This is a genomic window from Pelagibacterium sediminicola (genome assembly GCF_003390885.1).
Classification (GTDB): domain Bacteria; phylum Pseudomonadota; class Alphaproteobacteria; order Rhizobiales; family Devosiaceae; genus Pelagibacterium; species Pelagibacterium sediminicola.
The window spans coordinates 157300-170608 of record NZ_QMEL01000002.1 but is presented as its reverse complement, the minus strand read 5'-3'; the positions used below and the strand labels follow the sequence as shown (position 1 = coordinate 170608).

Annotated in this window: 13 protein-coding genes; 6 read left to right on the top strand and 7 right to left on the bottom strand. The window is 60.2% G+C overall.

The window, feature by feature from the left end; genetic code table 11:
- Positions 1-41: 41 nt before the first annotated feature.
- Positions 42-1160, bottom strand: coding sequence for a glycosyltransferase family protein (locus tag DQG18_RS04030; RefSeq protein WP_157969992.1), 1119 nt, complete (start codon positions 1158-1160; stop codon positions 42-44).
- On the opposite strand from DQG18_RS04030, the gene DQG18_RS15965 reads away from it, so the two are divergent.
- The 4 genes from DQG18_RS15965 (at position 1144) to DQG18_RS04015 (ending at position 4895) form a co-directional block, all read left to right on the top strand.
- Positions 1144-1386 (top strand): hypothetical protein, encoded by a 243-nt coding sequence (locus tag DQG18_RS15965; RefSeq protein ID WP_198669653.1) that lies wholly within the window; start codon positions 1144-1146, stop codon positions 1384-1386. The genes DQG18_RS04030 and DQG18_RS15965 overlap by 17 nt on opposite strands.
- Before the next feature lie 9 nt (positions 1387-1395).
- Positions 1396-2601, top strand: a complete 1206-nt coding sequence (locus DQG18_RS04025; RefSeq protein WP_157969990.1) for a hypothetical protein — start codon at positions 1396-1398, stop codon at positions 2599-2601.
- Positions 2591-3535, top strand: a complete 945-nt coding sequence (locus DQG18_RS04020) for a capsular polysaccharide synthesis protein (RefSeq protein ID WP_116652955.1) — start codon at positions 2591-2593, stop codon at positions 3533-3535. The genes DQG18_RS04025 and DQG18_RS04020 overlap by 11 nt, the downstream gene beginning before the upstream one ends.
- A 178-nt stretch (positions 3536-3713) precedes the next feature.
- Entirely contained in the window at positions 3714-4895 is a 1182-nt protein-coding gene (locus tag DQG18_RS04015) for an O-antigen ligase family protein (RefSeq protein WP_116652954.1), read from the top strand.
- Between the two features lie 326 nt (positions 4896-5221).
- On the opposite strand, the gene DQG18_RS04005 is transcribed toward DQG18_RS04015, so the two are convergent.
- From DQG18_RS04005 to DQG18_RS03980, 6 genes are all read right to left on the bottom strand, one after another.
- Positions 5222-6175: a UDP-glucuronic acid decarboxylase family protein gene (locus DQG18_RS04005; protein WP_116652952.1), complete on the bottom strand. Its 954-nt coding sequence runs from the start codon at positions 6173-6175 to the stop codon at positions 5222-5224.
- 33 nt (positions 6176-6208) lie between these two features.
- Positions 6209-6886, bottom strand: coding sequence for an aminotransferase class IV (locus tag DQG18_RS04000; RefSeq protein WP_157969989.1), 678 nt, complete (start codon positions 6884-6886; stop codon positions 6209-6211).
- Positions 6887-6904: 18 nt separating this feature from the next.
- Positions 6905-7699 (bottom strand): SDR family NAD(P)-dependent oxidoreductase, encoded by a 795-nt coding sequence (locus tag DQG18_RS03995; protein WP_116652950.1) that lies wholly within the window; start codon positions 7697-7699, stop codon positions 6905-6907.
- Positions 7700-7720: 21 nt separating this feature from the next.
- Positions 7721-9079 (bottom strand): MmgE/PrpD family protein, encoded by a 1359-nt coding sequence (locus DQG18_RS03990; RefSeq protein WP_116652949.1) that lies wholly within the window; start codon positions 9077-9079, stop codon positions 7721-7723.
- Positions 9080-9304: 225 nt separating this feature from the next.
- Entirely contained in the window at positions 9305-10300 is a 996-nt protein-coding gene (locus DQG18_RS03985; RefSeq protein WP_116652948.1) for an ABC transporter ATP-binding protein, read from the bottom strand.
- A complete protein-coding gene (locus DQG18_RS03980; protein WP_116652947.1) occupies positions 10297-11295 on the bottom strand; it encodes an ABC transporter ATP-binding protein in 999 nt (332 codons plus the stop codon). The genes DQG18_RS03985 and DQG18_RS03980 overlap by 4 nt, the downstream gene beginning before the upstream one ends.
- Positions 11296-11536: 241 nt before the next feature.
- On the opposite strand from DQG18_RS03980, the gene DQG18_RS03975 reads away from it, so the two are divergent.
- Both DQG18_RS03975 and DQG18_RS03970 read left to right on the top strand, forming a co-directional pair.
- A complete protein-coding gene (locus tag DQG18_RS03975) occupies positions 11537-12475 on the top strand; it encodes an ABC transporter permease (protein ID WP_245958361.1) in 939 nt (312 codons plus the stop codon).
- On the top strand, positions 12475-13305 hold the full coding sequence (locus tag DQG18_RS03970; RefSeq protein ID WP_116652946.1) for an ABC transporter permease: 831 nt from the start codon (positions 12475-12477) through the stop codon (positions 13303-13305). Before DQG18_RS03975 ends, DQG18_RS03970 begins: the two co-directional genes overlap by 1 nt.
- Positions 13306-13309 lie beyond the last annotated feature (4 nt).

Here is a 13309-nt window from a genome sequence, read left to right as displayed (position 1 = left end):
CCGGCGCGGGCTGCCTCGGGCCTCGCTTTCAGGTATGGTTTCTATTTCGGATGGCCCGTGCCGCGTTTGTCGGCTGGATCGCCCCTGCAGAGTTCGGCAATAACCGCATCGAGCGTTCCCGGCCCGCCGAGGCGTTGCTTGCCGATCGCGCCCAGCCGTGCGCGTTCCGCCGGATCTTCAAGCAGCCGTGCCGTCTCAAATGCGATCGCGGCCGGATCGGGGGGGAGCAGGAGACGGGATTCGCCCATGAGCGCCTGTTCGTCGTCCATGCGCTTCTTGCGGTGCTCGGGCGGAAAAAATGTGATGACCGGCTTGCCCAGTCCCAATGCCTGCTGGGTTGCTGTGCCAGCCTGGCTCAATACGACATCGGACGCTTCGATAACGTTTCCCGTTGCCCCCCGATAAAGTTCAATCCGGATGCCGCGACCGGACAGGTGCCCCATATCGTGCGTATGGGATGCCGGGAGAGGCGAATATGCCAATCCGCCCGCCTGCGCCAGCGCAGCGATATCGATGCCGTCGGCGATAGCGGCGACACCGATGACATTCGCCCTTTTGGCGATCATCTCGAGCGCATCGATTTGCAGGGCAAAAGCCTGGGGCGTGCCTGTGCGCGATCCCGGCAGCAGCCCGACCCGGCTTATGCCGTCATCCTTTGAGCCGGTGATCGCGATATCGCCATAGGTCACCGTGTCGAGCATGATGTTGCCATGCGAGACGGCATCGATCCCCTTTTCGCGTAGCTGTGCCGCCAACATGTCGTCGCGGCAGAAGACCTTTTTGACCGCGCGGCGGATTGCCTGACTTTCGACGGCTGTGTAGCGGTGGGAGTAGCCGGTTTTGAATACGTCTATGTAGAGATCGACCTTCAACCCGGCAAGAGCGCTCAGGATGACGGCGGAGGTATCGCCGACCACCACGACCTTGTCATAGCGGCCCCTGCACCTGCGCAGATAGCCAATGGCGCGGGGCATGATTGCGGAGATCGAGGCAAGGTCCCGCACGACCGACCACCGCCTATGCCTCCAGCCTTCACTGGGAACATCGGCGCGGGGGCCGACGATCCTGCACAGATTATCGAAGGCGCGCCCGGCACCGATCAGGGGGTAGGCCTCGGCCTCAAGGCATGAATCCACTCTCCTTATGATTTCTGCCGACATGGAATCTTCTCCCATGCCGTTGGAGATGAACAGGGTCGGACGCATAGAGGGATCGCAATTGCCGGTTGAAAAACAAATGATTGTCGGGCCTTGTAGCCATCAAGCCCGCATCGGTCAAAGCTCGATACTATTGCCGCCGACGATATTTGACATTTTGCCGGGCTTGACCCAAGGACACCTGGCGATCCTGCCGTACGAACATCTGCTTTCCAACAGCGAAACTTGAACCAGGCCGATGACAAACGATGCTGCAACACAACTGCAGATAGGATGCACGAGCCTGAGATTGCCCGCGGACATGGGCATCCGGCGGCAGATGCGCCATCCGGCAAGAGAACGGCCAGCGGCGTTCTCCGCCGCATTCGACGCGTTGCAACTGATTTATGACGTTTTCTGGCACGAGGACCACAAGCGTATAGTCATCGCGGGGCCCCCGTCTCTGAATCTCGCAAGGCTTTGGAAAAAGGCCAGGATCACAGCGCTTCCTTCGGGGGAAAGGCTTGGCTTTCAAAGCCACAAATCGCTTTCCACGATGCTGGTCGAAACGACTCCCGCGCCGGAAAATACGGACCGCATCGCGCTCGAATTTGCCGGCCGCGTTTTTGAACTGGCGGTGCAACCGAATTTCGTTGAAAAAACTGCCGGATCGCGTGTCCTGTTCACCATGAGCAAGAACAACGATCTGGACTGGATTCGCTACTGGGCCGACTGGCATGTCCGGTTGCACGGCACCGACACGGTCTTCCTGTTCGACAACGGTTCGGATCGTTACGATGTCGGGGAGATCGAGGCAGCGCTCGGCGCGGTCGATGGGCTGAAGACGGTCGGTGTCATAGATTTTCCGTATCTTTTCGGTGCCTTCGATCCAGCGGTAAAGGTCAATCCGTACTGGGCGCACTTTGCCCAGATCTCGAGCATGAGTATTGTTCTCAGGCGACTTGCCGGGCAGGCCCGTGGCTTGCTCAACTGCGATATCGATGAACTGGCAAACGCGCCCGGTGGCCGCTCGCTTTACGACATTGTCGCAGAAACACGGGCAGGGTTGCTGATCCTGCCGGGACGCTGGGTCGAGCCAGACACGGGATCGTCGGGGCAAACCTCAGCCAGCAGCGATGCCCATGAGCGGTTTTCACTGGTGGATCGGGACAAAAACCTTAGTGACAGTTCCCCTGTAAAATGGATACTCGATCCCCGCCGCTCCTGGACGAAGTCACTTGCCGTCCATCCTTACTGGCACTGGATTCATAAGCGTCCCCCGTTTACGAAGACGTTCTTGAAAGGAGCGTTCTTTTGGCATTTTCGCGGGATCAACACCGGATGGAAGGACGAGAGTCGTTTGAGCAGCCGTACCAATGATCTTGCTGTCGACGACGAACTCGTAAGGGCGCGAACCAGACTTGACGATGCATCGATAAGGGGCCTGAAAACAGATGCAGGATAATAGCGCGCCGCGCCTGCCCGAGAACGCCGGGCATTCCTCGTTCAGGATGCCCGGCGCCTGGACCATTCGCTCCATCATGCTTGCCCCGGCCTTGAAGGCCGCTCGGGGCGCGTTTGATCCGGCATACCGGCCAGTGAACCTGCGCGATCCTCTCGAAGTGGAAAAGGCGCGGCAGGCATACAGTTCGCTGGAGACGACATCCACAAGCCTTCATCCCGATATTCCGAAAACGATCTGGATGCTGTGGCAGCAGGGATGGGACAAGGCCCCTGATCTTGCAAAGGCATGCGCGAAAAGCTGGCAGGAGCAGAACCCCGGCTGGGACGTAAGGCTTCTGGATGAGGAAAGCCTGCCTCGCCATATCGCGGGCTATAGCGAGATCGTCAGGACCGATATGACCCGGCAGAACCGTTCCGATCTGGCCCGAACATTGCTTTTGCATCAGCATGGCGGCGTGTGGGCTGATGCATCGCTTTTTTGCGTCCGACCGCTTGATGGCTGGTTGCCCCAAGTGGCAGGCGCGGGCTTTTTTGTGTTCACTGACCCTCGACCCTATCGCGCTATCGAAAATTGGTTCATTGCCGGCGCCAAGGACAATTACTTCATCGCAACGATGCTGGAACTGTTTAAGGCCTATTGGGGGCGATTCAGGAAAGAACACCGGTACTACTGGATGATGTATCTCATGGAGTACCTCGCAAAGGCTGATCCGGAGGCTCGTCGTATTTGGGATGCGATGGGCAAGCGGTCGGCTCTGGGCCCTCTTGCTGTTGCTGTCCACGCTTTTTCGGAGGATCCGCCTGCAAGCGTATTACGGCTCATCGATGAGCGTAAAGTGCCGGTTCACAAGCTCAGCCATCGCTGGCGGTCTGATGATCTGGGTGGCACGGTATTGGAGCGTTTAACAGGACTGAACGAACTCCGCGGTCCCTGAGGTATAGTTCGCCTCCGAAAGCTTGCGGCTTGTGATCTCATGGCATTCCCCATTTCGCCAGCAGAATAATATCGGAGTTTTCGATGAAGTTACCGCTGCAGCGCAGTAGAGTTCAATTCGGACCCGCGCCGCCTTTGCGGCGTTTAATGCCTGCCTATAGGTTTTCAGGACTGTTTTGATGAATGTTTTACTTTATACCATTGCCGCCGTGACGCTGGTTTCGGCATTCGTCTTGCCAGCGGTTGCGCCCTATCACGCCGTCTATGTCACGATGGCGGGACTGACAATCCTGACGCTGCTGACCCTCATCAGAGAAGCCGGGCGAGCCAATATGCCTGTAACATGGGTGTTGCTTTCAGCCCTGGGCCTTATCGTGCTGGCAACATTGCTCGCCGGGCCGCAAACCGCTGAAAACTGGCTTGCGCCGGCCGTTCTCGTTCTACCGTTACTTTCACTTGGTTTTCTCTATCTGCCGCGTATTGTACCGGGATTGGCTAGCATCGAAGTGATCGCAAGTCTGGCATTTATCGGTGCCGCTCTGGGCGTCGTTGCCGGTGCCGCCGAACTAGGGAGCGGTCAGAGCCTGCGCATGGGCGTGGGGAACAATCCGATCCATTACGCCGGTATTATGCTACTTCTGGGTTTTATCGCACTGGCGGGATTCGAGGGGTCAAGAAGCCGGTGGCGCTACATCTTTCTTCTTGGACCAGCGCTGGGATTGGCTGGCGTTTTTCTGTCCGGCTCGCGCGGACCCTTTCTGGCAGCCTTCCTGCTCATCGCGTGCATCTTGCCCTTGTTCATTGCCTGGCACTGGCGCGACAAGGTCTTCCTGCTCGGGATGGCGCTGTCAGCCGCTATCGGATTTATAGGTTTCGCGGTTTCCCCGTTGGCATCGCGGGCAATTACGGGAGTTGGCGACCTCTACCAGGGCGTGCTGACCGGCAATCTCCATGCTGTAGATATTCCCAGAAGCCAGATGCTGGAAGGCGCCTTTCAAGCTTTCCGGGACTCGCCAATCTGGGGACATGGCTGGGCCAATATGATGCCGGTTGTGGAAGCGTATTTCCCGGACAACAGCCCTTATGAGGGTTTCGATCATCTGCACAACGATGTCTCCAACTTTGCGGTGTTGGGTGGAACCTTGGGGCTCGTTGCCTACGCTCTCGTTATTGTTGGTCCATTGTTGGCATGGTGGAACAACCGGTCTTCCGATGGTAAGGCGCGATTGATTGTTGCGCTCGTCCTGGCAGGTGGTTTCTTTGGCCTCGGTCTAACCAATACAATGATCGGAATCTTGCCCCAGACCGTCCTCTATGGAGCGATCATGGGAGCACTTATAGTTGTGCCCGGCAAAGGGTGAGACGTAGGGCATTGTAAAGTTCTTGAAGGACGTCCCCGACATCGGCAAGCATGATCCGCATAATTACGGAAATAATGTCTGAACCTGCCAGTTTGGCGCTCAATCGGGTTGGTGCAAAGGCGCCGTCCGTGTGTGTCCATTTTTGCGGACATGACAGACTTTGCCGAAAAAATCCAATGGGTTCGCAGTAACGATGCCAAGGTGAGAGCAATTGTCAGGTACAGCGAGGCGTTCGCGCAAACGCTTGCTTTTGAAACCCAGACACGCCGCGCCGTAGAACTCATTGGAGAACACCGGGCCCGTGACGCTTCGTTCTATTCGGTCAATTAAACGTGCCGCTTGGCGGATATTGCCGCGTCAAAATATTGGATGGTGTGCCGCAGTCCTTCCTCGAGCGTTACGCGGGGCGTCCAGTTGAGGGTCTTCCGGGCCTTTTCGATGTCGGGGCACCGCTGGCGGGGATCGTCGATCGGGAGTGGCATGTGGATGATCGGGGATCGCGAGTTGGTAAGCTCGATGACAATCTCCGCCAACTCCCTGACCGGCAGTTCGGCGGGGTTCCCCAGATTGACGGCGCCGAGCCCCGCCCCCTTGTCCATCAATGCCATAAGACCGGCGATGAGATCGTCCACATAGCAAAACGAGCGGGTCTGGGAGCCATCGCCGTAAAGAGTAATTGGCTTGTTCTGCAGCGCCTGAATGATGAAATTTGCAACAACACGGCCATCATTTGGGTGCATATGGGGGCCATAAGTGTTGAAGATACGGGCAATCCGTATATCGACCCCGCGCTGGCGATGATAATCGAAGAACAGCGTTTCAGCGGCCCGCTTGCCCTCATCGTAGCAGGAACGTGGCCCGATCGGGTTGACGTGTCCCCAGTAGTCTTCCGATTGGGGATGAACCTCGGGATCGCCATATACTTCCGACGTCGAGGCCTGCAGTACGGGCACGTTTTTCTGCGCCGCAAGGTCCAGAATGTTCAGCGCCCCGACGACGCTTGTCTTGAGCGTGCGAATTGGATCCGCCTGATAGTGCCTGGGTGAAGCCGGGCACGCCAGATTATAGATCCGGTCCACGTCAAGGACCATCGGCGTGGTTACGTCATGCTCGACAAATTGAAAGGCCGGATCGCCAAGTAACGGCGAAATGTTGTGCATCGTGCCCGTCGCCAGATTGTCAAGGCAGTGAACCTCATTGCCCTGCCCAAGCAGTTCTCGACATAAATTGGACCCAAGAAAACCCGCGCCACCAGTCACAAGAATGCGTTGTCTTTTCATGACTGTTTTCTTTGCGCATTTAAATTGTATCCATCAAGCACCAATATGCTCGGACAGCGAATCGGGCGGAATCTCAAGTTGCGCCAGCAGCAGTCCGCGCACCGAATTTCCCAACCAGATTCGGTCGGCCGTCGAGAGGTCAGCGGGGTAGAGCAGGGCTTCGCATGCCCTGCCGGTGGCGAGCAACTCGGCACGAAGCGTTCCCGGCAACAGGCCGCATTCGATCGAGGGCGTCAGTAGTTTTCCGTCCCTTTCCAGGAAAAGCGATGTGTACGAGCCTTCTGTCAACTGTCCCAGTTGATTGAGAAACACCACTTCGTCCACGCCCCAACTGGCTGTCGCGCACAGCCTCGGCTCGTCGAGGAAGGCCCGGTGCGTGGTCTTGTGCCGGAGGTAGATATCATCTGTGTCGACCCTCTCGCGCGCAATGACGAAACGGAACGGCTGCCGGGGGTCGGGGGGCGTCAGGGGCGTGGCCGTGATGCTCGGAACGCCTTCCTGGTCGAGCAGCAGGCGCACGCGCATGCGCTCGGTCTCAAAGCCGGCAGCGGTGCCGGTCAGCAGGTTTCCGATCTCGTACAAATTCAGGGGAATGCCGAAAAACAGGGCCGAGTGCTCGAGGCGTTTCAGGTGCCGGTCCATGAGGCTGTATCCGGCATCCTGCTCCCACAACAAGGTTTCGATGAGGCTTATCGCGCTGTCGGTGGTCATGGCGTCCAACCGCTTCTGCTATGTGTCTTCGGAGGGGACGAAGCTGCGTCCCGGCATCTGTGTCGAAAGCCCGGCATCGACCAATAGCTGTACGCCATTGATCATTCGGGCCATGTCGGAGGCAAGAAAGGCGACCGCGTCGGCAACGTTCTCGGGCGTGATGACGGTGCCGCCGGGATTGCGCGTCGCAAAGGCGGCGACCGCCTTTTCGCGCGTGCCGTGACGGGCAAGTTCGCTCGCCAGAGCCGAGTCGGTGAGGACATAGCCGGGATGGATCGCATTGACACGGACCGGTATGCCCGCGGAGACGCAACTGGCCGCCGCCTGCATGGTGAGGCCCCGTATCGCCGCCTTGCTGCTGCCATAGCCAACACCGCTGCGGGCGCCGAAATAGCCCACAATGGAACCGATATTGATGACCGCGCCGCCCGAATTCTTCATGGCGCGAATGCCGGCACGCGTGCCGAGAAAAGCCCCATCGACGTTCACGGCGTGAAGGCGTTGCCATTCGGATAGATCCATCCGGTCGATGCGGTCGCCGGTTCGGGAGAAAAGGCCGGCGCAATTGACCACGACATCCAGCCGGCCATGGCGCGCGGTGATGGCGGCGATGGCCTCGTCCCAATCCGCTTCGCTGGTGACATCGAGCTTGAGGGCGTTGCACTGCCGGGCGAGTTTTGCCGTGACGCGGCCGGGATCGAGATCGGCGCCTTCCACTCGGGCCCCGAACCGGGCGAGCCGGCTGGCAATGGCGGCGCCGATATCTCCCCCCGCGCCGGTGACAAGGCAAACGCGGTCTTCCAGATCGAGCATTTCCAGCGTCCTTGTCCGAACCTATCGCAAAAGCGCGAGTGCATCGGATGCGGCGGGGTTGCGCGCATACGCCATCAGCCGCCCGCCGATCTCCTCACCGGTAAGGCTTGTGAGCTTGGCGGCGAAGGCTGCTTCCACTTCTGTCTCGCTCATGTCGTGGAAGGGGCCATCATAGGCAAGTTCGGCCAGAACGCCGTCCGGACCGCGCGCGGTCATCCGGGCAGGGAAGATGCCAAGTTCCAGATGCCGCTTTTCGAGTTGATCATCGCCGACGATCTCGACACGCGACATGAATTCGAGAACGCCCGCATCGGCCACGGCCCCGCCCTCGAAGTCGGCAAGCTCGGAGCGCTTGCGGACAAAGGCGCTGGCAACGGCAAAGGGCAGGCTGAAACGGGCGGCCAGGTGATTGTCGATGGCCCGCGTCGACAGCGACTGCGCGCTGGATGACTTCACCCGCACTTCCAGATGTTCGACGTGTGACGGGTCGATCTTTTGCCCCAGTTCGATGGCGCAGCGGATCGCCGCCTGACAGCCGAAATTCGCGGGGAAAAGCTTGATCGAATAGGAAGAGAGTTCCCGATCTTCCGGTGTAATGTCCAGATAGGTGGTATCGGCAGATCCGGAGGCGTAACTGGCCAGCCAGCCCTTGTCCCCGGTGATGGGGGCCTCGGGTCCGGTGGCGCCTGCATGCGCGAGAAGTGCGGAATGCAGCGCGTGGCGGGCGGAAAATCCGACGGACAGATCCTTGTCCTGGCTATAGCTGCCCACCGCCGGCGACATGGCGCTGAGCAATCCGGCGGGCAGCGCGCAGGCCGCGATGCCCACCGCTGCCAGCGCCGCCTCGAGATCGGCTTCCAGAAGGGCGGCGCAAGCCAATGCGGCAGCCGGCGTCGCGGTGAGCGAGGTCGTGCGGAAGCCGCGCCCTTCGGTACGATGGGCGCGGCCCAGCGCCTCGCCAAACCCGATATTGGCAACAAATCCGCTGCGCAAGGCCCGCAACACCGCATCGGGACTCGAACCGCGCTGTTCGGCAAGCGCCAGCACCGCAGGAACGATCACGACGGCGGCATGGCCGTTGTTTCGGCCATTGAGCAGCACTTCCTGAAAATCCAGCGCTTCGGCAGCCGACCCGTTGAGGAAGGCGGCATCGAGAAAAGGCGCACGCTGCCCGGTGCCCCAGACGACGCTACCCTCTTTACCCAGATTGATTGCAACGTCATCGTGAGCCGTACCGCCCACCCGATGTGCGCGGGCATAATGGGCGATGGCAACGGTATCGGCGGTCAACATGCCAAGGATGGCTGCCTCCTCAGCCGACACCGGCGTATCGGCCAGCGCCAGATGGCGGCGCACCCATTCGCGATCCGAAATCGTCATTGCTGTTTCCTTTCTATGACCGGTGCACCGGTTTTATGCCGCCAAAGCACCCGGTAGAGCGCTTCCGGCTTTAATGGAATCGGCAATCCCTTCCTTGTTTCTCCGGCGAAAGCCGGAGTCCATGCCTCGACATTCGCGGCGGTTGGGACTTCGTTCTGGTTTCCGGTTTTCACCGGAAAAGCGTGGGGAGAGGGGGAGGCTGTTTCCGTCAAAACAAGAAGCCCTCTAGGCGGCCTTTTGAGCTTCCACCACATGGCAGGCGACCTGCGATCCGTCCGGCTGAACAACCAGAGCCGGCATGGTCTGGCGGCAGATCGGCTGGACGAGCGGGCAGCGCGTGTTGAAGGGGCAGCCGGACGGTGGATCGATCGGGGAGGGGAGTTCACCCCCGATGCGAGGCACCTCATGGCTGCGTTCGATCTCGGGGTCCTTGGAGAGAACCGAACCGATCAGCGCCTGTGTATAGGGATGCTTGGGATTGGCGAAAAGCGTATCGCGCTCGGCATGTTCCACGACCCGGCCGAGATAGAGCACCATCACCTCATGGGCGATGTACCGCACCACGGCAAGGTCGTGGCTGATGAACAGGATGGCCAGTCCGAGCGTTTGTTGCAATTCTTCAAGCAGGACGAGCACCTGCGCGCGGATGGAAACGTCGAGCGCGGATACGGCCTCGTCGCAAATGAGCAATCCCGGTTCGAGGACGATGGCGCGGGCAATCCCGATACGCTGAGCCTGTCCGCCGGAAAACTCGTGAGGAAAGCGCCGTGCCATGTCGGGCAGCAGCCCCACTCGCTCCATGGCCTTGGCAACGAGCGCCTGGCGTTTGCTCCCCGAAAGTTCCGGTCGGTGGGTGACCAGGGGCTCGGCAATGATGTCCGCCACCCGCATCCGGGGGTTGAGCGATGCGAGCGGGTCCTGGAACACCATCTGCATCTCGGGACGCACATGCCGGAACTCGTCATCGGTCAAATCTGAAATCGACTGGCCGTTCCAGCGGACAGTGCCGCCGTCGGGCCTTTGCAGCCGCAGGATGCCGCGCGCCAGCGTCGATTTTCCGCAGCCGGATTCTCCCACCACTCCGAGCGTCTTGCCGGGGGCGATCGAAAGGCTCACCTCGCGCACCGCCTTGAGTTCGAGGCGGGGACGAAATGGACCCTGGCCGATGGGATAGGTTATCGAGAGGGCATCGACTTCCAGCCCCTCCATGCCCGTCGTCATGACGCGCCTCCCGCGATCGCGGTGTCCCGGGGTTCAAGCGGGAAATGGCAAGCCTGCCGCTGACGGCTGACCCGGGCCTCGAGGGCAGGCGTCACGTCCCTGCAAACAGGCTGAACCTTGAAGCAGCGGGGTGCGAACATGCAGCCTATGCGGGCCTTCCGTCCGTCGGGCGGGTAGCCGCGGATGGGCTGGAGCTGGGTCAGCGGAGCCGCAAGGTCCGGCATGGATGCAAGGAGCCCGGCCGTATAGGGATGGCTTGGCCGGAGCAGCACGTCTTCGGCCTCCCCCTCCTCGGCGATCGTTCCGGCATAGACGACCATTATCCGGTGAGCGAGCCGGGCCACAACGCCCATGTCGTGGGTGATCAGGACGACGGCAAGGTTTTCCTCGCGGCGCAACTCGTCCAGGATATCGAGGACCTGAATCTGAACCGTGACGTCAAGCGCGGTGGTGGGCTCATCGGCGATCAGAAGCCTGGGTTGATTGGAGAGTGCCATGGCGATCATGACGCGCTGGCGCATGCCGCCGGAGAGTTCGTGCGGATAAGCGTCGAGGCGGCGGCGCGCGTCGGGCACCCGGACACGTTCGAGCAATCGCAGCGCCTCGGTTCGCGCGCGGGCTTGACCAAGGCCACGATGCAGCCGCAATAGCTCTGTCATCTGTGCGGCAACCGAACGAAAGGGGTTGAGTGCCGTCATCGGGTCCTGAAAGATATAGGAAATCTTCTGGCCTCGTATATGGTCGAGTTCGCGGTCGGAAAGCGCCAGCAGGTCATGCCCTTCGAGCAGCGCCTCGCCCGTGGTTTCGCCGTTTGAAGCCAGAAGTCCACCCAAGGCCATGAAGGTCTGGCTTTTGCCCGAACCCGATTCCCCCACCACGCCAAGGACCTCCCCTTGAGAGACGGAGAAACTGATATTGTCCACGGCAATCACCGGAGCGCCCGCCGTCTGGAAACGGACCGAGAGATTACGAACATCGAGTAGTGGCTGGTGCATTCAGGCCTCTTCCCTGGCCATTCGAACAGTTGGCCGAAGCGCATGCAAGCTCACTCGCGGAGCAGGCGCGCGCCAAGCTCGTTTCCTTAGTCCGCATGTAAAGTGCTGTCAATATCAGATCGATATGATATTCTAATTTATTGTGATATTGAAGAATGGTGTTGCGCATGATGTCGATTTTAGGGTAACTGTACCCAATAGATGGCGATATATTAAAAAATACCGGTAAGCCGGAGGTTCCTTGTCGTTCTCGTTTTTGCTGGGGAAGCTGCTCCGTTTCGTGCTGACGGTCTGGGCGGCCACCACTTTGGTTTTTATCCTGCTGCGCATGACCGGCGACCCGGTGGCTGCGATGGTGCCATCCGACGCGCCGCAGGTCGTCATCGACCAGTATCGCGAGCGGTTCGGCCTGGGTGAGCCCCTGTTCATTCAATACCTGTCCTATTTGCGCGGCATCCTGGCAGGCGATTTCGGAATTTCCTTCCGCACCGGTGGCAGTGCCTGGGATATGGTCGCGCCGCGGATCGGCCCGACCCTGATGCTTACGGGCCTGTCCCTGCTCCTTGCTCTTGTCGTCGGGATTCCGGCGGGGATGTTCGCCGCCGTCCATCGCGGCAAATTGCTCGACAGATTCGTCATGGGCTTTTCGGTTTTCGGCTTTGCAATGCCCAATTTCTTTCTGGGCATTCTGCTTATCCTGCTGTTTACGCTGAGCCTGCGCGTGCTTCCTGCCGGCGGCTTTGACGGTCCTTCCAGCCTCATCATGCCGGTCATCACGATGGGCATGGCGACTGCCGGTTCCTATGCGCGCATGACGCGGTCGGCGGTGCTAGAGGTGCTGTCCTCTCCCTTCATGCGTACGGCCAAGGCAAACGGCGTGCCGCCGCTGCGGCGGATGACTCATCACGTCGCGCGCGCCGTTCTGGTGCCTCTGGTGACGTTGGCCGGTTTCAGTGTCGGGTCGATGATTGCCGGGGCGGTGGTTATCGAGACGGTGTTTGCCTGGCCGGGGGTTGGCCGGCTTCTGGTGACTTCGGTTACCGATCGGGATCTGGCTGTCGTTCAGCTTGTCGTTATCCTCGCCGCCGCCACGATGGCGCTTTCCAACATGCTGGTCGACCTGCTCTATGGGTGGCTCGACCCCCGCATCGGCACCAGCCGCCGCTCGGGAGGTGCGTGATGAGGCGTTTGAACCTTGGCGTCGCGATTCCCGCCGCGATGCTCGTGCTGGTCGTGGCTTTTGCGCTCCTGGGGGACTACCTCACGCCCCATCATTATAGCGCGTCCAATCTGCTGTCGCGCAACCTGCCGCCCATTTTCGCCGGCGGTAGCTGGGATTATCCGCTGGGCACGGATGGCTTGGGCCGCGATCTGCTGGCCCGGCTGGTCTTTGGCACGCGGTTGAGCATCGGGCTTGCCTTGGTGGGCACGGTGATCAGTGCGGTGCTGGGCACGGTTCTGGGGTTGCTTTCGGCCCGGAGCGGAAAACTTGTCGGCGGACTGATCCTGGGGGTAATCGACCTTCAGGCGGCAGTTCCCTTCATTATCATTGCCCTCGCGATCGTTGCCATTTTCGGCAATTCGCTCACCCTTTTCGTCGTGGTCCTGGGGCTTTACGGCTGGGAAAGCTATGCGCGCCTCGTACGTGGCGGGGCCCTGTCCGCGCATACGTTGCCGTTCGTGGAAGCTGCGCGCACCATTGGCGTTTCCAAGATGACCATCGACAGGCGCCATATCCTGCCCACGGTCTTCAATATCGTCATCGTGCAGGCGACGCTCAACTTTCCGCAGACCATCCTTCTCGAAACTGGATTGAGCTTTCTGGGGCTGGGCATCCAGCCGCCGCTGACCAGTCTTGGCCAGCTTCTGGGGGAAGGGCGGGACAGCCTTGCCCGGGCCTGGTGGCTGGCGGTTATCCCCGGTTCGCTCATTTTCATCACTACGCTGGCGATCAGCCTTCTGGGCGATGCGCTGCGTGACAGGCTGGACCCGACATTGCGCCGAAGCTGACGGA